We start from the raw sequence: 22,817 nt of genomic DNA, 5'->3' as shown, positions 1-22,817 counted from the left end.
GTCGTCGTGGCCGGCGCAAGACGGCCGGACGGGAAGCATCATGCGACGGATCCTCGCCCACGGCCTCCTCGCGGTCGTCCTAGCTCTCACAACCTACGGCCTTGCGGCCTATCTCGTTCTGCCCCGCATCTGGACCCGCTACGACGAGCGCAGTGCCGGCCTGCTGCGGCCGATGGTGACGGTGACGCTCCAGGGGCGACCCGGCGACCCGATCAATGTCGGGATCGTCGGCGATCGTGCGGCCCTCGATCGCGCGATGGCGGATGCCGGCTGGCATCCCGCCGATCCCGTCACGATCGTGTCGAGCCTGCGCATTGCGGCGAGCGTCCTGTTCGACAGGCCGTATCCGCAGGCGCCCGTCAGTCCGCTCCTCTACGACGGCCATGTCGAGACGGTCGCCTTCGAGAAGCCCGTCGGACAAAGTGCCGACCGTCGCCAGCATGTCAGGTTCTGGGCGCAGCCAACCTTCGGCGACGGGGTGTCGTTCCCCGGATCGGTGACATTCGATGCCGGGGTCGGCTTCAGCCATTACACGGGCGCCGTGACCCACCTGATCGCGCCCGACGTCGATGCCGCTCGCAACGGTCTCGTCGCAGACCTCGACGCCACGGGTATGGTCACCGCAGTCCGCACCGTCACCGGGATCGGACCGGTGCAGGACGGGCGGAACGGCGAGGGCAGTCCGTACCGGACGGACGGCGATGCGCGCATCCTCGTCCTCGACGGCTCATAGGAAAGATGCCGCGGACCTCGGGCGTCGTCCCGTCAGGGCTTGGCAAGGCCTTCGATCATTGCTTGGATTTCCGCCGCTGCGGCATCACGTGCCGCCTCGCTGCGCGAGCGCACCACGAGTTCGGTCGAGTACCGCTGCCCGTCGAACTTCGGATAGGAGCCGATCGCCGTCTCCGGGTGGCGCTTCTGGATTTCGGAAAGCGGGCCGCCGATGTCGCCTTCGCCGAACGGGCAGGCGATCGCCGTGCTCAACATCACCGGGCCCGTCGGCAGGGTCGGCAGGATTTTGTCGAGCATCGCGGTGAAGATGCCGGGCACGCCCGCCATGACGAAGACGTTGCCGACGCGGAAGCCCGGCGCCTTCGACACTGGGTTGTCGATCAGCGACGCGCCGCGCGGCGTGCGGGTCATCCGACGGCGCGCATCGGTGAAGGGCAGGGACCGGCTTTCGTAATAGGCGGCGAGCAGTTGCGTGGCCTCGGGATGAGGCTCGACCGGCAGACCGAAGGCGCGCCCGATCGCGTCGGCCGTGATGTCGTCATGCGTCGGTCCGATGCCGCCGGAAGTGAAGACGAAGTCGTAGCGCGTGCGCAGCGCGTCGAGCGCGGCCACGATCTCCTCCTCGACGTCCGGAACGATGCGCACTTCGCGAAGGTCGAGCCCGGCCAGCGTCAGCACGCTGGCGAGATGGGCGATGTTGCGGTCCTTGGTGCGGCCGGACAGGAGCTCGTCTCCGATCGCCAGCATCGCCGCCGTGTGAACCTTCTGCGCGTCCGTCATCCGCTCTCTCCGCCAAAGCCGATGGTTTGGGGCGGAACACGGCGGAAGGAAAGGGGGCGCCCGACGCGGCCGATCGGTAAACGGTGCGTCACGTCGCCGAGGCCTCGTATTCTTGTAACGCGAACGCTCTAAGTGCGACACACGGCGAGGCCCGGACGCCGCACGGAGTTTCCGGCAATGGACGAGGATGCGATGGCGAAGGTACTGGTTCTCTATTATTCGAGCTACGGCCACATCGAGACCATGGCGAAAGCCGTGGCCGAGGGCGCACGCGACGGCGGCGCCGAGGTGGACATCAAGCGTGTGCCCGAAACCGCGCCGGCCGAGGTGGTCGCCGCCGCGCATTTCAAGACGAACCACGACTTCCCCGAAGCCCAGCCGGACGAGCTTGCCCAGTACGATGCGATCATCGTCGGCGTTCCCACGCGCTACGGCAACATGGCCTCGCAGATGGCCTCCTTCTGGGACCGCACCGGCGGCCTTTGGGCGCAGGGCAAGCTGATCGGCAAGGTCGGTGGCGTGTTTTCGTCCTCGGCCACCCAGCACGGCGGCAACGAGGCGACGATCCTTTCGGTGCATAAGACGCTGCTGCACCATGGCCTGGTGATCGTCGGCCTGCCGTATTCCTTCCAGGGCCAGATGGCCTCCGACCAGATCGTCGGTGGCTCGCCCTACGGCGCGACCACGATCGCCAACGGCGACGGTTCGCGCCAGCCGAGCGCGATCGAGCTCGACGGCGCCCGCTTCCAGGGCCGTCACATCGCTCAGATCGCCGCCAAGCTCACGGCCTGACGCCAAGGTCTCCGGCTTCTCTCACACGAGAGGGGCCGGACTGTCGGCCAATGACGGCAGGTCAAGAAAAGGCGTTCGCCGATCCGACCTGTTCGCCGTCGGCGACCAGAGCGTCGCGCAGCCGAGAGAGCGCCAGATTGTCGCTCTGGAGGTGCTGAAGAAGGTCGGACGCGGTTTCGTCCTCCGAATCCAGCCAGGGATCGGACGGTATCGAGGCGGACAATGGGATGCGCTTGATGTCGGGCATAGATCGATCCCTTCTCGAGCTGCTGCCGTTCCTCCGTTAACCGCCCGAGAAGAACACGTCCCCGCGGGGAAGACAAACAAATCTTCGATAAGTCGCTGCGACACTTCAGCAGTCGTTCGCCGGCTTATCTTCTGTCCGACAATCGTTCGACAGTCCGTGTTCCGCCGACGTTCATTTAGTCTGATGATTACGTCGAAGACACGGTGCAAGCTGAACATTTGATCCGGCCGACATCGTGATGACCCATCGTGTTACGGGGTGCAGGCGGCGGGACTCGAACCCGCATGCCACTCGGACAACGGATTTTAAGTCCGTCGCGTATACCATTTCGCCACGCCTGCCTCGGGCCCCGGTCGCTTCTAATGCGGCCAACGCGTCAGCGGAAGGGGCTTGCGGCTTTACAAGTCGGCGATGTTGGCCCATGGAACGCGCACAGGAAACGCAAGGGAAAAGGGAGCGCGCGATGCCATTTGTTGCTTCGATCGGCGGAGCCTTTCTCCTCATTATCGGCGCCGGCGTCCTTTCGCTGACCGCCGCCCGATAAGCACGGTCAACGAGGGCACGTCCGGCGGAGACGATCCGGCGCCGATCCGGCGCATCGTCCCGATCCGACCGCCGGGGACATCGCCCCGCACCCTTTCGGCGCACCGGTCCCGTGTCGCGCTTTTTCTGAAGTATCCTGGATCATCCATGACCAACGTCGATTTTCGTACCGGCGTCGAGGCCGCCCTCGGCGCGCTGCGCGACCTGTTTCCCGAGACGCCGCTCCAGCTCAACGAGCACTTGTCGAACCGCTACGGCGCGCGCGTCTTCCTCAAGCGGGAAGATCTGACGCCCGTTCGCTCCTACAAGATCCGCGGCGCCTTCAACTTCATGCGCAAGCGCATCGAAGCGGGCGAGACCGCCGCGAGCTTCACCTGCGCCTCCGCCGGCAATCACGCGCAAGGCTTCGCCTTCGCCTGCAAGCACTTCGGGCTGAAGGGCCGGGTCTTCATGCCCGTCACCACGCCCCAGCAGAAGATCGCCAAGACGCGCATGTTCGGCGGCGACGCGATCGAGATCGAACTCGTCGGCGACATTTTCGACGAAAGCTATGCCGCCGCCCGCCGCTACGCCGAGGAGACGGGGGCCGCCATGGTGCCGCCCTTCGACCACCCGGATATCGTCGAGGGACAGGCGACGGTCGGGCTCGAGGTGATGCAGCAACTGGGCCATGAACATCCCGAGATGCTGATCCTGCCGGTCGGCGGCGGCGGTCTCGCGTCGGGCATGACGCGCGTCTTCGAGGGGCCGTCGAGCCCCGACATCCGCCTCGTCGAGCCGCTCGGCGCGCCGAGCCTTCGCACTAGCCTGATCGAGCGTCGGAGGGTTCGGCTTGAGCAGGTCGACGGATTCGTCGACGGCGCGGCGGTCGCCGAGATCGGCGCGTTGCCGTTCGAGATCCTCAGCCGCTTCACGCCCGAGCACGTGCTGCTGTGCCCGGAAGGGCGGCTCTGTCAGACGATGATCGAGATGCTGAACGTCGAGGGCATCGTGCTGGAGCCGGCTGGCGCGCTTGCCATCGATGCCTTGCGCGCGCTCGGAAGCGAAGTGCGCGGGAAGACCGTCGTCCTCGTGGTGTCGGGCGGCAACTTCGACTTCGAGCGCCTGCCTGACGTGAAGGAGCGGGCGCTGCGCTTCGAGGGGCTGAAGAAGTACTTCATCCTGCGCCTTGCCCAGCGCCCCGGCGCCCTGCGCGACTTTCTCGACCTCCTCGGGCCCGAGGACGACGTGGCGCGCTTCGAGTACCTCAAGAAGTCGGCCCGCGACTTCGGCTCGATCCTCCTCGGCATCGAGACCCGGCATGCCGGCAACTTCGACACGCTGCTGCAGCGTTTTGCCGAAGCTGGCATCCGCTATCAGGACATCACCGACAACCAGATCATGTCGGATCTCCTGATCTGATTGTCAGCTGCCGAGCGTCCGGCGGATCCAGTCGCTGATCTGCCGGGCGAGCGGCGCAGTGGTGGCGGGCGAGCGAATGTCGCCCGCGATCACGTGCTGCGTCGGATCGGTGCTGTCGGTCACCTCGATCACCTCGTGCGGCCCACCCCAGCGCGCGGCGATCTCGCGGGTTCCCTGCGGGTCAACCGTGGCGTCGTTCGGCGAGAACAGGAACAGCGCTGGTGTCTTGATCGTCGCCGGATCGATCCGACGCGCCACCTCCACGAGCCGAGCCATCGGCAAGAGAGCCGCCGAGGGATAGTTCGTGGTCCAGACGCCGTTCGATCCGTCGCCCGAGCCGTAGGTCGCGGGGCCGAGATAGGGCAGGAGGTCGCGCGCGAAGGGAAGCGTCAGGATGAAGGAGCGCCATTCGCGAAGGGCGAAGTTCGGCGAGATTTCGACGAGCGACCCAAGACCATGCGATAGATCAGGCCGGCTGGCGCCGATCGTCGCAAGTGTTCCGCCGTTGGACGTGCCGATCACCACCACCTGCTCGCCGATCGCCCGGCCGATCGCCATGGCCTCGGCGAAGTCGTCGATCCAGTCGCCGACCTCGGCCTGCTCCATAGCGGCGGCATCGCGTCCGTGTCCCGCAAGGCGCGTGTAGAAGAGATTGGCGCCCAGTTCCTTGGCGACAGCGTCTGCCAGCGGGCGCGTCTCGCCCTTCGAAGCCGAGAAGCCGTGGGTGTAGACGATCGCGAGAGGGGTCTTGGCGCGTGAGGCCGGGTATGCCCAGACGATCTCCTTCTCCGCCTGCGGGCGAAGGTTCGGCACGTTCGCCTCTTCGCCCGCAAGGTATCGGGCGGGATCGCTGCCGATCGCGGCCGGATCGAACGACGTCGTCAGTCGGACGGGTTCGCGCGGTCCGAAGACGAAGGCAAGCGCGAGACCTACGAGAACGAGACCGACGAGCACCAGAACGACGCGTCCGAGAAGGCCGCCGCCGCGAGCCGCAGGTGCCGGTTGCGATGACGGGGGAGCCGGGTCAGTCGTCGTCATGGGCGGCCGTCGTGACTTCGCGCGTGGAGACCGGTCGGAAGCCGAGCTTCCGGTAGAGCGGCAGGGCGGCGGGGTGATCGAGCGTGTTGGTCTCCACGGTCAGCGCGCTCGGCATTTCCTCGAAGCCCGCGACGATCGCCTGGCCGAGAAGGTGACGCGCGAGGCCCTGGCCGCGAAACTCTGGCATGATGCCGAAATGCACGAGGCGCGTCTCGCGGGGCGCGCGGCCTGCGTCGAGCTCGAACCAGCCCGCCGGCGCGCCGTCGCAGTAGAGGATGCGCATACGCACGTTCGGTGCATGGATCTCGCGCGCCAAGGCCTCGTCGCCGAGATTGCGCGACGTCCAATGATGCCCGCGACCGACCGCCGCATAGAGGAAGCGGTAGTAGGCCAGCGGGATCTGGCGAACCTTCAGGACCTCGTAAGCCCGGCCGTTGCGCGGCGCAGGCGTCGGGTGCTCGGGAGGCTGGTGCATCACGAGCTGAGTGACAGTGGTCCTCAGAATGCGCATGTAGGTCGGTTCAAGTCCTTGGGCTGGCTGGTCCGCCTTCCACAGGCGTGTCGGGGCGCGAGCCCCATTCGGTCCAGGAGCCGTCATAGAGCTTCACGTCGCTCTTGTGGAGCGAGGCGAGCGCGAAATTGATCGTCGCGGCCGTTACGCCCGATCCGCACGAGGTCACGATCGGCGCATCGACGTCGACGCCAGCCTCGGCAAACAGGCGCGAGAGTTCCTCCGGCGACTTCAGGCGGCCGTCAACGGACAGGTCGGAGGCGGGCAGGGAACGCGCGCCGGGCATGTGTCCGCCCCGTACGCCGGGCCTCGGCTCCGGCGCTTCGGCCGTGAAGCGGGCGGCGGGCCGGGCATCCGCGATCTGCCTGGAGCCATGCTCGACGACCGCGCGCATCTCGTCGAACGTCGCCACCGCCGATGCGTCGAACGTCGCTTCGAAGGTGGCCGGCTCGATCACTGGCTCCCCGGTCTCGACCGGGCGGCTCTCCGCGATCCATGCGGGAAAGCCGCCGTCGAGGATGCGCACGTCCTTTGCGCCGAATGTGCGGAACATCCACCAGACGCGCGGCGCACTGAAGAGGCCGAGGCCGTCATAGACGACGATCGTATCGGCGTGACGGATGCCGAGCGCCCCGGCAGCCTTCGCGAAACTCTCCGCCGAGGGAAGGGTGTGAGGAAGGTCGGACGACGGCGCGACCACCGCGTCCTGATCGAAGAAGACCGCGCCGGGAACGTGCCCGGCGAGAAACTCCGGATGCGCGAAGCGCTTCTGTGCCGGCAGATACCAGGAGGCGTCGACGATCGACAGGCCGGGGTGGCCGATCTCGCGGGCGAGGTGTTCGGTGGAGATCAGGAACGGATTGCTGGTCATGACAGGACCTCGGCGATCGTAGGGGGTCAGACGGCCGGATGACCGAAGCGCAGGCGGAAGCGGCGATTCGTGCGCCCCTTCTTCTCGATTTTGGCGACGTAGATCTCGCCAATCTCCTGCGTTTCGCCGACATGGGTGCCGCCGCAGGGCTGAGAGTCGATCGAGCCGTCCTCGCCGATGACCACGACACGGACGCGCCCCGTTCCGCGCGGCGGCCGGACGTTGGCCGACTTCACGAGCCCCGGATTGGCGTCGAGCTCCTCGTCGGTGATCCAGCGCGTGAACACCTTGTGGTTCTCGGCCACGAGCTTGGCGAGCGCCTTCGACACCTCGTCCTTGTCGGTGTCGGCCTCCGGCATGTCGAAGTCGAGCCGGCCCTCGTCCTCGCCGACGGCAGCGCCCGTGACGGGGAAAGGGCAGACGACGGTCAGGAGATGGAGCGCGGTGTGCATGCGCATCATCTTGTAGCGACGCGCCCAGTCGACATGCAGGACCAGCCTGTCCCCGACGGACGGCCTGTCGCTGTCGCCGAGATGCAGGACGATCTGCGAGCGATCCTCGCCGTATCGCGTGTCGACGACCGGGACCTGTCGCCCGTCGGCCAGCTCGATCGAACCGGTATCGCCGGGCTGACCGCCGCCCGCCGGATAGAAGTTGCAGCGGTCGACGACGATGCCGCGATCGCGTTCGTGCGCGACGACCGTGGCCTCCAGCGTCGAGAGATAGGCGTCGTCGAGATAGGCAGCCTCGGTGCGGGCCATGATCAGACCGCCTCGTAGGGAACGGAGATGGTAGGCTTGCGCTCCAGCCATGCCGGCACGGGGAGGCTCTTCTCGCGCAGGAAGTCCGGGTTGAAGAGCTTGGACTGGTAGCGATTGCCGTAGTCGCAGAGGATGGTCACGATCGTATGGCCAGGCCCCATCTCCCGCGCCATGCGAATGGCGCCGGCGATGTTCACGCCGGACGATCCCCCGAGGCAGAGACCTTCGTCGCCGATCAGGTCGAAGACGATCGGCAGGGCTTCCTCGTCGGGAATCTGGTAGGCGAAGTCCGGCGTGAAGCCCTCGAGGTTCGCGGTGATGCGGCCCTGGCCGATGCCCTCGGTGATGGAGCTTCCCTCGGAAGCGAAGGTGCCGGATGTGTAGTAGCTGTGCAGCGCCGCGCCCATTGGGTCCGCGATACCGATCTTGATGTGGCCGGATCGGCGCTTCAGGCCCATCGCCGTACCGGCCAGCGTTCCGCCCGTACCGACTGCGCAGATGAAGCCGTCGACTTGGCCGTCGGTCTGGTGCCAGATCTCTTCGGCGGTGGTGACGACGTGCCCGTCGCGGTTGGCCGTGTTGTCGAACTGGTTGGCCCAAATCGCGCCGCCGGGAACGCTCGATGCCAGCTGTTCGGCAAGTCGCCCGGACAGCTTCACGTAGTTGTTCGGGTTCTTGTAGGGGACCGCCGGAACCTCGATCAGCTCGGCGCCCCAGAGGCGCAGCGCGTCCTTCTTCTCCTGGCTTTGGGTTTCCGGAATCACGATCACTGTCTTGTAGCCGAGCGCATCGGCCACCATCGCCAGCCCGATGCCGGTGTTGCCTGCGGTGCCCTCGACGATCGTTCCGCCCGGCTGCAGCAGGCCCTTGGCTTCGGCGTCGCGGATGATGAAGAGCGCCGCGCGGTCCTTCACCGACTGGCCCGGGTTCATGAACTCGGCCTTGCCGTAGATCTCGCAGCCCGTCAGCTCCGAAGCCTTGGCGAGGCGGATCAGCGGCGTATTGCCGATGGCGTCGATGACGGAGTTATATCGAGGCATGATGTCCTGGCGACCGGATTCGTTTCGCAGGACGGTAAGGTGCGGCGCGGAGCGAGACAAGGAAGGGCTTGCTGCCGGAAAGCCATCCCGCGGAACGCGGTTTCCGATCAGAACCGGTGGATCGTCACGCGCGGCCCGCTGGCGTCATCGCGCGAAGGTCTCTCCCCACCGCTGCCGTGCGGTGCGAGCCCGAGCGAAGCGCTTCCGCAAGTCGGACGAGATCGTCTCCCGCAGGCACCCATCCGCATGGGCAGGCGGCGGGGCCGCGATGCGCCGAGGCGACGTCCTGGTAGAGGGCGCCGAGCGCCCGCGCGATGTGTTCCAGCGCCTTTAGCGGCGGCGTCCGGCCGTCGCGCATCGCGAGTTCGAACAGCCGCGCCAGACTTTGCGCCGTTTCGACGGAACGGCCCGCGGGATCGCTGCTCATGCACGAGGCTCCCCGGCTTCGACGCTGCCCAGGAGATCGACGACGCGGCGCGTGCGGCCATCGAGCTCCGCATAGGCCTCGAACTCGTCCATTTCGCCATGCCGCAGGCGACGGAGCGCCTCGCGGAGTTCGGCCGCCGACACACGGCTGCGAACCATTTCATGGACCACCACGGCGCTGACCGGACCGAGAACGGCCAGCACTTCGACCGGTGTGACGACACTCATCCTCGACTCCCGCAATCTCGAACCGCAACGGTCGTATCACGTGAGAAAAGCTGCGCAAGTCACTGACGAAAGATGATAATTAGTCCAATTCCAGACTGCGTTCGCGAAGTGCCTCAGACGAGAGCCGCGCGTGCCGCCTCGACGATGCGGTCCTGCGTCGCCTCATCGAGATAGGCGTGCATCGGCAGGCTGACGACCTCGGTGCAGAGCTGATCCGTCACCGGCAGGCCGTTTCCGCCGACCGGCCAATGCCTGTAGGCGGTCTGCCGATGGAGCGGCTTTCCGTAATAGATTACGCTGGGAACGCCGGCTTCCTTCAACGACGACATGAAGGCGTCGCGGCGTCCGCCCGGCACACGGACCGTATACTGCGCCCAGGTCGAGACGATGTTCGGGGCAATGGTCTGCGGCGCGACGATGCCGTCCAGCATCTCCGAGTAGCGCGCGGCGATGCGCATGCGCGCTTCGATCTCTTCCGGGAAGAGCGCGAGTTTCTCGATCAGCACCGCGGCCTGGAACGTGTCGAGCCGGCCGGTCAGGCCGAGGCGCACGTTGTCGTACTTGTCGCTGCCGCTGCCGTGGACGCGGATGGATCGCAGGACGTCGGCGAGACCCACATCGTCCGTCTGGATCGCGCCGCCGTCGCCGTAGCAGCCGAGCGGCTTGGCCGGGTAGAAGCTCGTTGCGACAACGTCGGCCCAGGCGCCCGCCATCCGTCCGTCCAGCGTCGAGCCGAAGCCCTGGGCGGCGTCCGAGATGAGCTTGAGGCCGAACTCGTCGGCCACGGCGCGAATGGCCGGGTAGTCGGCGATCTGGCCGAAGAGATCGACGGCGATGATGGCGCGCGGCGTGAGGTCGCCCTTGGCTAGGGTCTCTTCGATCGTGCGGCGCAGGTGCGCCGGGTCCATGTTGAACGTGTCCGGCAGCACCTCGACGAAGACGGGTGCAGCGCCGGCGAGGCCGACCACTTCGGCGGTCGCCGCGAAGGTGAAGCTTGGCACGAAGACCGCATCGCCGGGACCGATGTTCCAGGCCATCAGCGGCATCAGGAGCGCGTCGGTGCCGGAGGCGCAGGAGATGGTGTGCGCCATGCCGCCGAAGTCGGAAAGCTGCGCCTCCAACTCCATGACGTCCGGGCCCATGATGAAGGAGCCCTGGTCCATGATGCGCGAGAAGCGGGCCTCGATCCGGTCGCGAATACGGTCACGCTGGGTGGCGAGGTCGATGAAGGAGATGGCCTGGTTCATGGGGGATCCTGCGGTTCGCGCTCCCGGCGTCGCATCGCTGGATTGGCGAGCGGCCCGTCGCGGTGGGGAAAGACGTGAATTGCAGGGCTACCCGTTCGCGCGGGCAAATCAAGCGCCTTGCTGGGGTGAGGCATCACGTTTGGCGCATTCGGTGGGCGCAGCGTGATGGAAACGGCGTATCTTCAACGGAGGAGATCTCGGTAGAGGGCCTGCATCTGCGCACGCACGTCCGCCTCGGTGAACCCGTTGCGTACGCGCACCGCGGCCGACGCGCCCATCCTCTCGGCAAGGGTGCGATCCGCCGCGAGCTTGCCGATGGCGGTCGCCAGCGCGCCCGCGTCATCGACCGGCACGACGAAGCCGTCGATGCCGTCGCGCACGAAGCTGCGGCAGCCGGGAACGTCGGTGGTCAGCGCCGCCCGCCCACAGGCGGCGGATTCCAGAAGCGTGCGCGGCAGGCCCTCGCCACCGCGCGACGGCAGGCAGGCGACGTGATGCTCGCGCCAGACCGCGGCAGGCGACGTCGTCGGCCCATGCCAGATGATGCCCGGACGGTTCGACCACTCCTGCAGCGTTGCCAGCGGGATGGCCTTCGGGTTCGAGGGATCCGGTGCGCCGTAGAGCGAGAGCGTGACATCCGCCCCCGCTCTGCGGGCGCGCTCGACGGCCTCCACCGCAATGTCGACGCCCTTCGACCACAGCATGCGCGACACCACGGCGAGGCGGAGCGCGTCGCCCGGTGGCAGCGCGGTTGCGAGATAGGCTTCGGGATCGATCCCCGCGCCTCCGAGGATCGTCACGTCGTCGGCCGCCGCGTCGAGCCCGAGGAGGCGAGGGTCGTCCTCGTTCTCGAACACGAACCGGGTGCGGTCCGAGGCAAGGCCGCCGCGGATGATCCGGCGGAGCGCCCAGCGCGCGCTGCGGCCGGTGCGGTCGGTCTTGGCGCCGAGAAAGCCGAGACCGGTCAGCGCGAACACGCGGCGGCGAATGCCGGCCAGACGACAGGCGGCACCGCCGACGAGAATGGGCTTCAGCGAGATGCAGTGCGCGATGTCCGGCTTCTCCTCGCGCAGGATGCGGGCGAGACGCAGCACCGTCGCGCCCGCCGCCAGCGGGTTGAGGCTGCGTCGCTCGGCCTCGAGCGATCGCACCCGCGCGCCCGTCGCCTCGATCGCAGCGGCATGGGCACGGACTCGTGCGATCACCACGACATCGAGCCCCATCGCGACCGCCGCCCGGGCCATCGGCAGGAAGTGCGATGCGAAGAACCAGTCCTCGGTGACAATGAATGCGAGCTTGGCCAAGGGGCGTCCGGTGCGGTGGTCGACGTCGCTGACTGGTTAGCCGCGGTTGCGGCGAATGGAAAGACCTGGGGAACGGCGCTACCTTCCGCCGAATGGCAAAGGGCATGATCCGCATGACGCTCGAAGACGGTCTCGTTCTCCTCGGTTTCGTGGCGCTGTCCGGACTGGTCGCCACGAGCGGCATCCTGTTCAAGCCGGGTCCCTGGTACGTCGGCCTGCGCAAACCCGGTTGGACGCCGCCGAACCTCGCGTTCCCGATCGTCTGGTCGATCCTCTATCTGCTGATCGCCGTCTCCGGCTGGCTGGTCTGGCGGGCTGCCGGATGGCCGGCGGGCGCCTTCACGCTGTTCGGCATCCAGATGATCCTGAACTTCCTGTGGTCGTGGCTCTTCTTCGGATTGCGCAAGCCGCTGTTGGCCCTCGCCGATATCGGGCTTCTTGCCCTGGCGGTCGCGGCCACCGCGTTCGCCTTCGCGCCCTACAGCCGAACGGCCGCATGGCTTCTCCTGCCATATCTCGCCTGGGTCTGCGTCGCGTTCGGTTTGAACTTCTCGGTCTGGCGCCTCAACCGCGATCGCGGCGTGTTCGCCTGAACGCAAACTTGTCTGCGTATTTCCGGCGAGCGGCTTGACCCCGATCCCGCGCCCGGCGCAAAGCCCCTGCGACACGAGCGTTTCGCCGGGAGAGAGACCATGACCTTCGCCATCTATCCGAGCCTCAAGGGGCGCACGGCCTTCATCACCGGCGGCGCGTCCGGCATCGGTGCCGACATGGTGCGCGCCTTCGCCGAACAGGGCACGCGGGTCGGCTTCGTCGACATCGATGCGGAGCGGGGTTCGGCGCTAGCGGCCGAACTCGGATCCGACGTCGCTTTCGAGTCGTGCGACCTGCGCGACATTGAGGCGCTGAAGGCGGCCTTCGGGCGGCTGAAGGAGCGGGTCGGCGCCGCCAACATCCTCGTCAACAACGCCGCGCGCGACGACCGGCACGGCTGGGAGACGGTGACGCCGGACTATTATGACGAGCGGATCGCGGCCAACCTGCGCCACGCCTTCTTCGCGACGCAGACCGTCGCGCCGGACATGATCGCGGCCAAGGGCGGCTCGATCATCAATTTCGGCTCGAACTCCTGGATGCAGGCGAGCGGCGGCATGCCGGTCTATACGACGGCCAAGTCGGGCGTTCACGGCATGACGCGCTCCTTCGCGCGCGACCTGGGCCCGCACGGGATTCGCGTCAACACGGTTGTGCCGGGCTGGATCATGACCGAGCGGCAGAAGCAGCTCTGGGTCACCGAGGAAAGCCTCAATGCCCAGCTCGAGCGCCAGTGCCTGCCGGTGCCCGTGGAGCCGGTCTATGTTGCCCGCATGGTGCTGTTCCTCGCCTCAGACGATGCGGCGATGTGCACGGCCAACAACTTCATGGTGGAGGGTGGCGCGCTCTGATCGCGCCTCCCTTGTAGCCTGCCGCGACGGCCGCCCTCGGGGCGGCCGTTTTCGTTTGCGCGCCGACGCAAGGCTGGCGCGTGCTGCAGGAGTTAACCCTCGGTTAAGCCTGAGGCGCTTAGATCGGCTGGCAACGAAACGTTAATGAAGATGACCGAAGCCTTACCCACACGCAAAGCGGTCCGCCTTCGCGGCCGGTCCTTCCTGGCCCTGGTGCTGTCGCCCGAGCTTCCCTTCGGCGAATGGCTGACCCAGCTGGACGACCTCGCACGCCGCTCGACCGGCTTCTTCCTCGGCAGGCCGATCGTGCTGGACGTGGCGGGTCTGCCGATCACGCGCGAGCAGCTCACCGACCTTCTGGCCGAGCTCACCAAGCGCAACGTGCGGGTGATGGGCATCGAGGGCGCGTTGCCCTCCATTCTTTCGCCCGGCATGCCGCCGGAGATGAAGGGCGGCCGGAACGCCGCCGACATCGAGGCACCGGAGACGCCGGAAGGTGGCCCCGCAGCCAAGGAGGCGAAGTCGGCGGCTGCAGGCGCCGAAGCGCCGAAGACGCCCGAACCGGTGCGCGCGACGCATGTCGCGACGACGCCCTCGCTCCTGATCGACGAGCCGGTCCGCTCCGGCCAGTCGATCATCTTCCCCGAAGGCGACGTCACCGTGCTCGGCTCCGTCTCCTCGGGCGCCGAAGTGATCGCCGGCGGCTCGATCCACGTCTACGGCGCTCTGCGCGGCCGGGCGCTGGCGGGTTCGGCTGGAAACGCCAATGCGCGCATCTTCTGCCGCAAGCTGGAAGCGGAACTCATCGCGATCGACGGTCTCTACAAGACCGCCGAGGACATCGACCCCAAGATGCGCGGCCAGGCGGTTCACGTCTGGCTCGACGATACCGTGCTGAGGACGGTCGCCCTCGCGAACTGATCGCCATGACGGCGACGGCGGGACGACCGGAAAGACAACCATGAAGAGGACGGGCCCCAATGGCTGAAGTGATGGTGGTGACATCGGGCAAGGGAGGCGTCGGAAAGACGACCTCGACAGCCGCGCTCGGCGCCGCGCTGGCACAGAACGGCCAGAAGGTGGTGGTCGTCGATTTTGACGTCGGCCTGCGCAATCTCGACCTCGTCATGGGCGCCGAGCGCCGCGTGGTCTACGACCTGATCAACGTGGTCCAGGGCGACGCGAACCTCAATCAGGCGCTGATCCGCGACAAGCGCGTCGACACGCTCTGCCTGCTGCCCGCCTCGCAGACCCGCGACAAGGACAACCTCACGCAGGACGGCGTCGATCGGGTGATGGATCAGCTCCGGTCGATGTTCGACTGGGTGATCTGCGACAGCCCGGCCGGCATCGAGCGCGGCGCGACGCTGGCCATGCGCCATGCGAACGTCGCGGTGGTGGTCACCAACCCGGAAGTCTCGTCGGTGCGCGACTCCGATCGCATCATCGGCCTGCTCGACTCCAAGACGCTGCGCGCCGAGAGCGGCGGCCGCATCGACAAGCATCTGCTTCTCACCCGCTACGACACGGCCCGCGCCGAGCGCGGCGACATGCTGAAGGTCGACGACGTCCTCGAGATCCTGTCGATCCCGCTTCTCGGCATCGTGCCGGAGAGCCCGGAAGTCCTGCGCGCCTCGAACCTCGGCACCCCGGTCACGCTGTCGGACGCGGCGAGCGCCCCGGCCCGCGCCTACATGGACGCCGCCAAGCGTCTGATGGGTCAGACCATCCCGATGAACGTGCCCTCCGACAAGAAGGGTCTCTTCGGCAAGTTCTTCAACCGGAGGGCCGCATGAGCCTGTTCGGTTTCTTCCAGAAGCGATCGTCCACGACGGCGCCCGCCGCGCGTGAGCGGTTGCAGGTCCTTCTGGCGCACGAGCGCGCCGAGATCGGCCAGAACGACCTCGTCGCCGTACTGCGCGAGGAGATCCTTGCGGTGATCGCCAAGCACATGCCGGTCAACCGCGACAAGGTGAAGGTGAAGATGGACCGGGGCGAGCAGATCTCGACCCTCGAAGTCGACATCGAGCTGCCGCAGCTGGCGACAGCCGCCACGCACTGATCGACCGGCGGCACCACGCCGCCGGCCGAACTCCGCCATCGCGAAAAAGGAGATAGCGATGAACCGAGCCGAACTCCTGGTCCGCCTCCAGCGGGTGCAGCAGCTGCCGCAGATGCAGGGACGCAACATCCGCAGCATTGCGGCCGTGCTCTCGACCGAGGCGCTGCTCAAGCACGTCGAGGTCTGCGAAGCGCAGGCCGAAAAGGCGGCGATCCGCCAATGACGAAAAGGGCTCGGCAGCGTCGCTGTCGGGCCCTTTCTTTTACGACGCAACGCCTTTGCGGCGTTACTTCATCAGGTTCTTCGAGCGGAGATAGGCTTCGGCCACTGCCTTCGCCGGTTCGCCACCGACCTGGACGCGTCCGTTCAGTTCCTGCAGCGTCACGAGGTCGAGACCCTCGAACACAAGCTTCAGGAGGTCGGCGATCTGCGGATTGGCCTTCAGCACGTCCTCGCGCACGATCGGCGCCGGCTGGTAGACCGGCTGGACGCTCTTGTCATCCTCCAGAACGACGAGGCCGGACGGCGCGATGCCGCCGTCGGTGCCGTAGACCATCGCAACATTGACGCCGTTGGTCCCTTGCGCGGCCGCGGCGATCGTCGCCGCCGTGTCACCGCCGGAGAGGGTCAGCAGCTGGTCCGGCTTCAGCTGGAAGCCGTAGGCGGTCTGGAACGAGGGCAGCGCCGACGCCGAATTGACGAACTCGGCCGAGGCCGCAAGCTTGGCCGCGCCGCCGCCCGCAACCCATTTGCCGAAGTCCGACAGGGTGACGAGCTTGTTCTCGTCCGCCACGTCCTTGCGTGCCGCCATGCCCCAGGTGTTGTTGGCGGGCGAGGGCGTCAGCCAGACGATCTTGTTGGCGTCGTAGTCGAGCGTCTTGGCTTCCTCGTATGCCTTCGCCGCGTCCTTCCAGAGCGCGTCGTCGGCCTTGTTGAAGAAGAAGGCCGCGTTGCCGGTGTATTCCGGATAGATGTCGATCTCGCCGGCCGTGATCGCGTTGCGCACGACCGGTGTTCCGCCGAGCTGGATGCGGCCCGTCGTCTCGATGCCGGCGTTCTGAAGCACCAGAAGGATCATGTTGCCGAGGACGCCGCCTTCGGTGTCGATCTTCGAGGACACGACGACCGGCGCGGCAAGCGCCGTCTGCGACAGCAACACCGCCGCCGTCAGGGCGAGCGCAAAAGACTTCAGACGCATGACCGTTACATTCCCCTCGCGCTTCGCGCCGGGGATCGGCTGCGCGCCCTTTGGATTCTGTCGCCGAAGCGGGCGTTCTCAAGGGGCGAGGCGCAAGGAAGTTCCCATGCGACGACGGGGTGCGCCGCTTTGCCGCCTCAAAATCTTAAGAGACTCGGAACCGAACCCTGATCCGCGGATTCCGCGAACTGGACAAAGGAAGGGTGGGACACATGAGCACGACCGATATCATCGAGGCCTACGAGGCCGGTCTGATCACGCGTAACGAGGCGATCGAGCAGGGGCTCGTCGACGATCTGAACCAGCTCTACAAGCGCGACGCCCAGCCCGCCGGATGGTCGCCCCGCGACCGTCAGGCGATGGCGCGGGTCCACGCGGGTCGCTGACCCCGGCCGCTGTCCAAGCCGACTGCCACGCCGTATGAAGCTCTCGCAGAACCGAACGATTCGGAGAGTTTCATGAGCATTCGTCGCATCGAGCCCGGCCGTCGCATGAGCGCCGCCGTGGTCCACGGCAACACCGTCTACCTTGCCGGTCAGGTCGGCAATCCCGGCGAGGACGTCTCCAAGCAGACCGAGACCGTGCTCGCCGAGATCGACCGCCTGCTGGCCGAGGCCGGTTCGGACAAGTCGAAGATCCTGCAAGCGACCATCTGGCTCGCCGACATGAAAGACTTCGCGGCCATGAACGCCGTGTGGGACGCGTGGGTCGATCCCGCCAATCCGCCGGCGCGCGCGACGGGCGAGTCGGCTCTGGCCGCACCGGAATACCGCGTCGAGATCATCGTCGTCGCGGCGATCTGATCCTGCAAGGCGGAAGCTTCGGGCCTCCGCCTTGCTTCGGTTTTACGAGATCAGGCCGTACTGGCGCGCCTTGTTGCGCAGGAACGGCAGGCCTTCGCCCAGCACGATCTCGCGTGCGGGCGCCACGGGCCGCCACACCGACAGCGCGGCGGCGAGCGCCGGCGGAACGGTGATGAAGCTTTCCATCGCCATGCCGCCCTTGAAGCCGATAGCCGCGAGGGCGCCGAAGACCTCGTCCCAGGCCACGGTGTCGGCACCCGGCGTGCCGCGGTCGCTCGCCGACAGGTGGATGTACTTCAGGTGCTCGCGTGCGGTCAGGATGCCGTTCGCGATGCCCTTCTCCTCGATGTTCATGTGATACGTGTCGAGGTGGACGAAGAGGTTGGGCGCGCCCACCCGCTCCACCATGTCCACCGCCTGCCGCGCGGTGTTGAGGATGTGGTTCTCGTAGCGGTTCACGGCCTCGAGGCCGTAGAGCATGCCAAGATCATCGGCGTAGTTCGCCGCCTTCTCGACGATGCGCGCGGTCGCGTCGATTTCGTCCGGCGTCGGCGGGAAGCCCGTGCGCTGGCCGATGCCGCCATAGACGACGCCGCTCAGCGCCTTGGCGCCGATCGCCTTCGACTGGTCGAGCGCGATCTTCAGGTACTCCCAGGCGCCCTCGGGATTGTTGGTCGGCAGGCGGTCGAGCGGCATGCCCAGCGAGCAGACGCAGTCGACCTCGTGCCGCTCGAGAAGCGCGCGCGTGTGCGCGGCATCGATGACGCGCGGGTCGGGAATGGTGATCTCGAGGAAGTCGATCCCGTACTTCACCGCTTCCGGGATCGCGAACTCCGCCGCCGCGTGGTCCCACTCCATCGACCACATGGCCGTGTGGACGCCAAATCCCTGTACGCTCATCGCTGAAATCCTCCTCGTCGACGATCGCTTCGTATCGCACGGACGAGGAGGCGGAAGAACGCGTGATTTGGCAGGAGCCTGCGCTTTTTTGGCCGCCGTCAGTACGCGCCCTTGGGGTTGAGAAGGCTGTAGGGCGTGGCGAACAAGATGTAGAGGTCGAGGAGCAGCGACCAGTTCTCGATGTAGAAGAGATCGTGTTCGAAGCGCTTCTGCAGCTTCACGTCGTCGTCGATCTCGCCCCGCCATCCCTTCAGCTGCGCGTAGCCGGTAATGCCGGGCTTCACCTTGTGGCGACCAAAGTAGCCGTCGACGATCTCGGTGAAGGTGACCTGCGTGCTGGATTGGGCATGCACGGCATGCGGGCGCGGGCCGACCAGCGACAGATTGCCGATCAGGACGTTGAAGAGCTGCGGCAGTTCGTCGATCGACGAGCGGCGGATGAAGCGGCCGACGCGGGTGACACGCAGGTCTCCCTTGGTCACCAGCTTGCGCGCGGTCGGATCGGCCATGTCGTGCCGCAGCGAGCGGAACTTCCAGACGAGGATTTCCTCGTTGTTGAAGCCGTGCCGCTTCTGCCGGAAGAAGACGGGGCCGGGCGTGTCGAGCTTGATGGCGATGGCTGTGACGACCATGATCGGCGCGACCGCGATCAGAGCGGCAATGCCGAAGACGAGATCGAAGCCGCGCTTGGCGACCTGGTTCCAGTCGGCGATCGGACGATCCATCACGTCCAGCATCGGCACGTCGCCCATGTAGGAATAGGAGCGCGAGCGGAAGCGCAGGTTCTGCGACAGCGCCGAGATCCGGATGTCGAGCGGCAGGACCCAGAGCGACTTGAGGATCGTCAGGATGCGCTTCTCGGCCGACAGCGGCAGGGTGACGACCAGCATGTCGATCTTGGCGATGCGCGCGAACTCGGTGAGCTCGGCGATCGTGCCGAGCTTCGGATAGCCCGCGACGAGCGGTGGCGAACGGTCGCCGTCGCGGTCGTCGAAGATGCCGCAGATGCGGATATCGCTGTCAGGGACGGCGTCGAGCTGCCGGATGAACTGCTCGGCCGCGCCGCCGCCGCCGACGAGTACCACGCGGCGCTCCAGCCGACCCGTGCGGCTCCAGTGCCGGATGCGGCGGGCCAGAATGCGCCGTCCGAGCGTCAGCGCGCCGATCGAAACTGCGGCGTAGGTCAGGAGGCAGGCGCCGAGCGGCGCGTCGAGGCTGCCGGTCCAGGCTGCGCAGGGAACCGTCGCGGCGATCCCGGCCACCATCGCGAGCGCGACGCGCACCGGCTGGCGTCGCTGCGATCGAAGCTGCGAGGGTTCGTAGCCGTGGAGAAGCGCGAGCGTCGCGATCGCCAGCCCGGAGAGAGGCAGTGCGAGGGGGGCGTCTGCAAGACGGCCGTAGGCGGAAAATATTGTGATCGCGATGATCAGCAGCACCGCGAACTCGCCAAGGCCGAACAGGCCGGAGAGGAGTCGCGGCGACAGGACGTTCTTGTTGAACTGCTCGGCGATGCGTCGAGCATGCGGATTAAGAACGCTTGCCTCGACGAGGCGCGGCGGGTGATCGGGTTGAAACGTTCGAATCGCTTCGCGCGCGAAAAGAGCCTGTTCGCTCCGCTTCAAAGCCATGATCGAGAGTCCCCGTCGTATGGCGCGATCCTGGATCGTGCTCGACTGGCACACTCTCATCGATAGGCTAATGAAGGCTCACAACAATAGACATCATTCGAAGGAGTTGGCGAATTCTTGGCCGGCTGACTAGAACAGACGCTCTCGGATCGTCACCGTATCGCCTGGCAGCACGGGGTCGGACAGGACGACGCGACCCGTGATCACCTGGCCGTTGACCTGACGCGTGATGTCGACGGTGCGCTTTTCGGCCCGCGGCGAGAAGCCGCCGGCGATCGCCACCGCGTTCTGAACCGTCATGCCTGGAACGTAGGAATACTGCCCACCCGTCGCGACCTCGCCCATGACGAAGAACGGACGATACTGCTCGACCTGCACCGAGACGTCGGGATCGCGCAGGAAGCCATTGCGCAGTGCCGCCGTGATGGCGCTGCGCACCTCGTCGGGTGTCTTGCCGCGCGCCGGCACGGAGCCGATCAGCGGAAGCGACAGGTAGCCGGCCTTGTCGACGGCATAGATCGCGCTGAGGCTGTCCTGCTCGAAAACGGTGACGCGCAGGCGATCGCCCGCGTCCAGGCGATATTCCTGATTCAAAGCGGCATGAAAGGCTTCCGGCGGTGGAGGGGTCGTCACGCAGCCGCCCAGAAGGCTGGCCGATAGCGCCACGAGGGCTGCGCGTGCGACTCGCATGGTGGTCTCCGGGAGCGTGGCGGGCAGGGAGGCCGACGCCTCGTTTCAGGCTCAAACCTATGAGCAACGTGGTTAATTAACCGTAAAAACGATGCTGCATTGCTTGGAGAGGCGGTGACCTTATCCTGTGGACGTAGCGGAAGGCCGACCAAGAGGAGTCGTTCTGGACCGAAGGGGAAGCCGAATGGCCAGTGCGGACGAGCGGAACGATGAGGAGGGAGGCATCGGCCACGCCCTTTGGTCGAACCGCAACCGTATCCTGGCTTCGACCGCTGCGCTGGGCTTTGCGGCGTTCGCGGCCGGATCGCTCGTGCCGCCGGTCCAGCAGGCCACGGTGCGCCTGTCCGCCCCCCCGGAAGTGTCGGCGCATTGGGACGATGCCACGCTGCAGCGCGTCATCTCCGAAGCGCCGCGTCGACCGGAGCCATCTCGATCGACGGTCCTGTCCGCGTGGCTCGAACTGCTGGATCAGACCGAGGGCGGGCGTGCTGAAACGGGTGCTGAACGTCGGCCGGACGGGTCGGTCGAGGTCTGGGCGCGGGACCGGGAAGCGGAGGTCGCACGAGCGCACGCCGAGGCGCTGGCGGAGCAGTTGATCGCCGACCTCGACCCCGTCGTTGCCGATGTCTCGACGCCTGCTGGAGAGGCGGCCCCGCCGCCGGAGACGTCGCAGCGGAATTCTGCGATCGAAGCCTTGGACGCGTCCATCGCGTCGGCGCGCGAGACACTGGCCAGTGCCGAAGACCGTCAGGCTGCACTGCCGCCTCCGCGGCCGTCTGATCAGGCGAAGACGTCGAGCCGTTCGTCGCAGGATGCAGCCAACCGCAACGCGCCAAGTCTTCGCCGGGAACTGGAAGGGCTGGTGCGCTTCGCACGCTCGTTGCCCTCGGCGACCCCGAGCGACGCGCCTGCCAGCCTTCGTGAAAGCGAGGAGTGGCGGTCCTGGCGCAACGCCCGCGTGCGGCGCGACACGGTCGCCACCCAGATCACGGAGCTCTCGCGCACGCTTCTCGACGGGCATCCGCGCATGGCGACGTTGCGCCTTCGCCTCGACGATCTGAATTCCGAACTCGACGAGGCGCGTGATCGACTGGCGACGGCGATCCAGCGGAGAATCGGCGGGCTTCGCCGAGATCTGGCGAACACCGAGCAGGCGATTGCGCAAGACGCGGCAGCCTCGAAAGCAGACCAACAGGCGACTGCCGCGCGTGCCGAGGTCGAAGCCGAGGTCGCGGCCGCCCGGCAGACGCTCGACGCCTTATTGTCGGCGCGCGCCGCCGCGGTCGCCGCCACTTCCGCCGCGCCGACACCGGAGCCTGTCGTCCCGCCCGTGGTGAACCAGCCTGCGGTACCTCAGCAAAAGCCGGCTGTTTCGATGGACGTGACAGTCCGGGAGCTTCGACCGAACATCTGGCCCATCGTCGCCGGGTCGGCAGCATTCGGCTTCATCGCCGCCTCGCTTCTTGCCATCTTCGCGTCCCCTCGCGGCGTCTTCGCTCCGGCGGCTTTCCCGCAGAACGCGCCGGCCCGCACACGGCGGGGTGCTACGGCCTCCGCCGGGAGCGCTGCGATCCCGCACCCGCAAGCGCTGGGGATCGACATCACGCCGGCCGACGAATTGATCGCCGGGATTCTCGCCAGCGAAGTCAGCCGCGTGGTGATCGTTCCGGTCGCGGAAGACGAGCGGCCGGTTGCCGTCGAGATCGTGCGCCGGCTCTCGCTCCGCGGATCGCAGGCAGCGCTTCTCGACCTCAGCGAACGACAGCTCGCGGCCCGGGCGATGGGTGTAGAGGACGGCTCGCTCGGCGTTTCCGACATGATAGCCGGGGAGGCGACGTTCGCCGAGATCGCCCGCCGGGACGTCCCCACGCAGGCCGAGGTCTTCGGTCGCGGTCAGGCGGTGATCGGGGAGGCGGCATTCCTCGCGATGGAACGACGCAACGTTCTCGACTTCATCGAGCGAAACTTCGAGGTGCTGCTCGTCGTCTGCGGCGGCGTCGCGCCGGAGACTGTGAAGTCCCTGCTGACGCCGGATGCGGCCTTGGTGGTCACGGTCGACGGTGAGGACGAAGCGATCGTCACGGCCGGGATCAGGCGCCTGCGCGAAGCCGGATTGTCCGACATGATCCTTGCCAACGGGCGGCAGTTCGCCCTCTGAGCGACGATGAGC

27 protein-coding genes and 1 tRNA gene are annotated in these 22,817 nt (G+C 67.0%); 12 read left to right on the top strand and 16 right to left on the bottom strand.

Features of this window, described 5'->3' with window-relative positions:
- Positions 1–40: 40 nt before the first annotated feature.
- Positions 41–733 (top strand): LssY C-terminal domain-containing protein, encoded by a 693-nt coding sequence (locus ACLNGM_RS16950; protein WP_416355806.1) that lies wholly within the window; start codon positions 41–43, stop codon positions 731–733.
- A gap of 32 nt (positions 734–765) precedes the next feature.
- On the opposite strand, the gene ACLNGM_RS16945 is transcribed toward ACLNGM_RS16950, so the two are convergent.
- Positions 766–1,512 carry a competence/damage-inducible protein A gene (locus tag ACLNGM_RS16945; RefSeq protein WP_416355805.1) on the bottom strand — a complete coding sequence of 249 codons (747 nt, stop codon included), beginning with the start codon at positions 1,510–1,512 and terminating at the stop codon, positions 766–768.
- A gap of 192 nt (positions 1,513–1,704) precedes the next feature.
- Here ACLNGM_RS16945 and wrbA point away from each other — a divergent pair, with 192 nt between their 5' ends.
- The gene (gene wrbA, locus ACLNGM_RS16940) at positions 1,705–2,304 is read left to right on the top strand and encodes an NAD(P)H:quinone oxidoreductase (protein ID WP_090959017.1); all 600 of its coding nucleotides are present in this window, start codon (positions 1,705–1,707) and stop codon (positions 2,302–2,304) included.
- A gap of 61 nt (positions 2,305–2,365) precedes the next feature.
- On the opposite strand, the gene ACLNGM_RS16935 is transcribed toward wrbA, so the two are convergent.
- Together ACLNGM_RS16935 and ACLNGM_RS16930 are read right to left on the bottom strand one after the other, a co-directional pair.
- Positions 2,366–2,551, bottom strand: a complete 186-nt coding sequence (locus ACLNGM_RS16935; RefSeq protein ID WP_090958001.1) for a hypothetical protein — start codon at positions 2,549–2,551, stop codon at positions 2,366–2,368.
- 259 nt (positions 2,552–2,810) lie between these two features.
- Positions 2,811–2,892 (bottom strand) — tRNA-Leu (locus ACLNGM_RS16930).
- Positions 2,893–3,241: 349 nt separating this feature from the next.
- On the opposite strand from ACLNGM_RS16930, the gene ilvA reads away from it, so the two are divergent.
- Complete coding sequence (ilvA, locus tag ACLNGM_RS16925; RefSeq protein WP_416355804.1) at positions 3,242–4,495, top strand: threonine ammonia-lyase IlvA; 1,254 nt, start codon at positions 3,242–3,244, stop codon at positions 4,493–4,495.
- A 3-nt stretch (positions 4,496–4,498) separates the two neighbouring features.
- Here the strand turns inward: ilvA and ACLNGM_RS16920 are convergent, their stop codons facing one another.
- From ACLNGM_RS16920 to ACLNGM_RS16880, 9 genes are all read right to left on the bottom strand, one after another.
- Positions 4,499–5,533 (bottom strand): alpha/beta hydrolase, encoded by a 1,035-nt coding sequence (locus tag ACLNGM_RS16920; RefSeq protein ID WP_416355803.1) that lies wholly within the window; start codon positions 5,531–5,533, stop codon positions 4,499–4,501.
- Complete coding sequence (locus tag ACLNGM_RS16915) at positions 5,520–6,044, bottom strand: GNAT family N-acetyltransferase (protein WP_055887592.1); 525 nt, start codon at positions 6,042–6,044, stop codon at positions 5,520–5,522. Before ACLNGM_RS16915 ends, ACLNGM_RS16920 begins: the two co-directional genes overlap by 14 nt.
- Before the next feature lie 10 nt (positions 6,045–6,054).
- A complete protein-coding gene (gene sseA, locus ACLNGM_RS16910) occupies positions 6,055–6,915 on the bottom strand; it encodes a 3-mercaptopyruvate sulfurtransferase (protein WP_416355802.1) in 861 nt (286 codons plus the stop codon).
- Between the two features lie 26 nt (positions 6,916–6,941).
- A complete protein-coding gene (locus ACLNGM_RS16905) occupies positions 6,942–7,679 on the bottom strand; it encodes an alanyl-tRNA editing protein (RefSeq protein WP_416358475.1) in 738 nt (245 codons plus the stop codon).
- Positions 7,679–8,716: a cysteine synthase A gene (locus tag ACLNGM_RS16900; RefSeq protein ID WP_416355801.1), complete on the bottom strand. Its 1,038-nt coding sequence runs from the start codon at positions 8,714–8,716 to the stop codon at positions 7,679–7,681. The genes ACLNGM_RS16905 and ACLNGM_RS16900 overlap by 1 nt, the downstream gene beginning before the upstream one ends.
- A 124-nt stretch (positions 8,717–8,840) precedes the next feature.
- Positions 8,841–9,143 (bottom strand): hypothetical protein, encoded by a 303-nt coding sequence (locus ACLNGM_RS16895; protein ID WP_090957990.1) that lies wholly within the window; start codon positions 9,141–9,143, stop codon positions 8,841–8,843.
- Positions 9,140–9,370 (bottom strand): hypothetical protein, encoded by a 231-nt coding sequence (locus ACLNGM_RS16890; protein WP_416355800.1) that lies wholly within the window; start codon positions 9,368–9,370, stop codon positions 9,140–9,142. The genes ACLNGM_RS16895 and ACLNGM_RS16890 overlap by 4 nt, the downstream gene beginning before the upstream one ends.
- A 113-nt stretch (positions 9,371–9,483) precedes the next feature.
- The gene (locus ACLNGM_RS16885) at positions 9,484–10,617 is read right to left on the bottom strand and encodes a DegT/DnrJ/EryC1/StrS family aminotransferase (protein WP_416355799.1); all 1,134 of its coding nucleotides are present in this window, start codon (positions 10,615–10,617) and stop codon (positions 9,484–9,486) included.
- A gap of 182 nt (positions 10,618–10,799) precedes the next feature.
- Positions 10,800–11,921 carry a glycosyltransferase family 4 protein gene (locus tag ACLNGM_RS16880; RefSeq protein WP_416355798.1) on the bottom strand — a complete coding sequence of 374 codons (1,122 nt, stop codon included), beginning with the start codon at positions 11,919–11,921 and terminating at the stop codon, positions 10,800–10,802.
- 104 nt (positions 11,922–12,025) lie between these two features.
- Between ACLNGM_RS16880 and ACLNGM_RS16875 the strand changes: the two genes are divergently transcribed.
- The 6 genes from ACLNGM_RS16875 (at position 12,026) to ACLNGM_RS16850 (ending at position 15,651) form a co-directional block, all read left to right on the top strand.
- Positions 12,026–12,514 (top strand): TspO/MBR family protein, encoded by a 489-nt coding sequence (locus tag ACLNGM_RS16875; RefSeq protein ID WP_416355797.1) that lies wholly within the window; start codon positions 12,026–12,028, stop codon positions 12,512–12,514.
- A gap of 99 nt (positions 12,515–12,613) precedes the next feature.
- Entirely contained in the window at positions 12,614–13,366 is a 753-nt protein-coding gene (locus tag ACLNGM_RS16870) for an SDR family NAD(P)-dependent oxidoreductase (RefSeq protein ID WP_416355796.1), read from the top strand.
- A gap of 150 nt (positions 13,367–13,516) precedes the next feature.
- On the top strand, positions 13,517–14,287 hold the full coding sequence (gene minC / locus ACLNGM_RS16865; RefSeq protein WP_416358474.1) for a septum site-determining protein MinC: 771 nt from the start codon (positions 13,517–13,519) through the stop codon (positions 14,285–14,287).
- A gap of 59 nt (positions 14,288–14,346) precedes the next feature.
- On the top strand, positions 14,347–15,162 hold the full coding sequence (minD, locus tag ACLNGM_RS16860) for a septum site-determining protein MinD (RefSeq protein ID WP_055887570.1): 816 nt from the start codon (positions 14,347–14,349) through the stop codon (positions 15,160–15,162).
- Positions 15,159–15,428 carry a cell division topological specificity factor MinE gene (gene minE, locus ACLNGM_RS16855; protein WP_416355795.1) on the top strand — a complete coding sequence of 90 codons (270 nt, stop codon included), beginning with the start codon at positions 15,159–15,161 and terminating at the stop codon, positions 15,426–15,428. The genes minD and minE overlap by 4 nt, the downstream gene beginning before the upstream one ends.
- 58 nt (positions 15,429–15,486) lie before the next feature.
- Entirely contained in the window at positions 15,487–15,651 is a 165-nt protein-coding gene (locus tag ACLNGM_RS16850; protein ID WP_175526713.1) for a hypothetical protein, read from the top strand.
- A gap of 63 nt (positions 15,652–15,714) precedes the next feature.
- Here ACLNGM_RS16850 and ACLNGM_RS16845 read toward each other — a convergent pair whose 3' ends face one another.
- Positions 15,715–16,626: an ABC transporter substrate-binding protein gene (locus ACLNGM_RS16845; RefSeq protein ID WP_416355794.1), complete on the bottom strand. Its 912-nt coding sequence runs from the start codon at positions 16,624–16,626 to the stop codon at positions 15,715–15,717.
- 212 nt (positions 16,627–16,838) lie between these two features.
- Here ACLNGM_RS16845 and ACLNGM_RS16840 point away from each other — a divergent pair, with 212 nt between their 5' ends.
- Both ACLNGM_RS16840 and ACLNGM_RS16835 read left to right on the top strand, forming a co-directional pair.
- Positions 16,839–17,012 (top strand): hypothetical protein, encoded by a 174-nt coding sequence (locus tag ACLNGM_RS16840; protein WP_416355793.1) that lies wholly within the window; start codon positions 16,839–16,841, stop codon positions 17,010–17,012.
- A gap of 72 nt (positions 17,013–17,084) precedes the next feature.
- Positions 17,085–17,429 carry a RidA family protein gene (locus tag ACLNGM_RS16835; protein WP_090957975.1) on the top strand — a complete coding sequence of 115 codons (345 nt, stop codon included), beginning with the start codon at positions 17,085–17,087 and terminating at the stop codon, positions 17,427–17,429.
- Between the two features lie 42 nt (positions 17,430–17,471).
- On the opposite strand, the gene ACLNGM_RS16830 is transcribed toward ACLNGM_RS16835, so the two are convergent.
- The 3 genes from ACLNGM_RS16830 to ACLNGM_RS16820 form a co-directional block, all read right to left on the bottom strand.
- Complete coding sequence (locus ACLNGM_RS16830; RefSeq protein WP_416355792.1) at positions 17,472–18,329, bottom strand: sugar phosphate isomerase/epimerase family protein; 858 nt, start codon at positions 18,327–18,329, stop codon at positions 17,472–17,474.
- Between the two features lie 98 nt (positions 18,330–18,427).
- Entirely contained in the window at positions 18,428–19,957 is a 1,530-nt protein-coding gene (locus tag ACLNGM_RS16825; RefSeq protein ID WP_416355791.1) for an undecaprenyl-phosphate glucose phosphotransferase, read from the bottom strand.
- A gap of 129 nt (positions 19,958–20,086) precedes the next feature.
- Positions 20,087–20,647 carry a polysaccharide biosynthesis/export family protein gene (locus tag ACLNGM_RS16820; protein WP_090957969.1) on the bottom strand — a complete coding sequence of 187 codons (561 nt, stop codon included), beginning with the start codon at positions 20,645–20,647 and terminating at the stop codon, positions 20,087–20,089.
- A 184-nt stretch (positions 20,648–20,831) separates the two neighbouring features.
- Between ACLNGM_RS16820 and ACLNGM_RS16815 the strand changes: the two genes are divergently transcribed.
- The gene (locus ACLNGM_RS16815) at positions 20,832–22,805 is read left to right on the top strand and encodes a hypothetical protein (protein ID WP_416355790.1); all 1,974 of its coding nucleotides are present in this window, start codon (positions 20,832–20,834) and stop codon (positions 22,803–22,805) included.
- Positions 22,806–22,817 lie beyond the last annotated feature (12 nt).

It is taken from the genome of Aureimonas phyllosphaerae, from assembly GCF_047943035.1.
GTDB lineage: Bacteria > Pseudomonadota > Alphaproteobacteria > Rhizobiales > Rhizobiaceae > Aureimonas > Aureimonas phyllosphaerae.
Note: the sequence above shows the minus strand (reverse complement) of the source record. Positions and strands in the feature narration are given on the sequence as shown.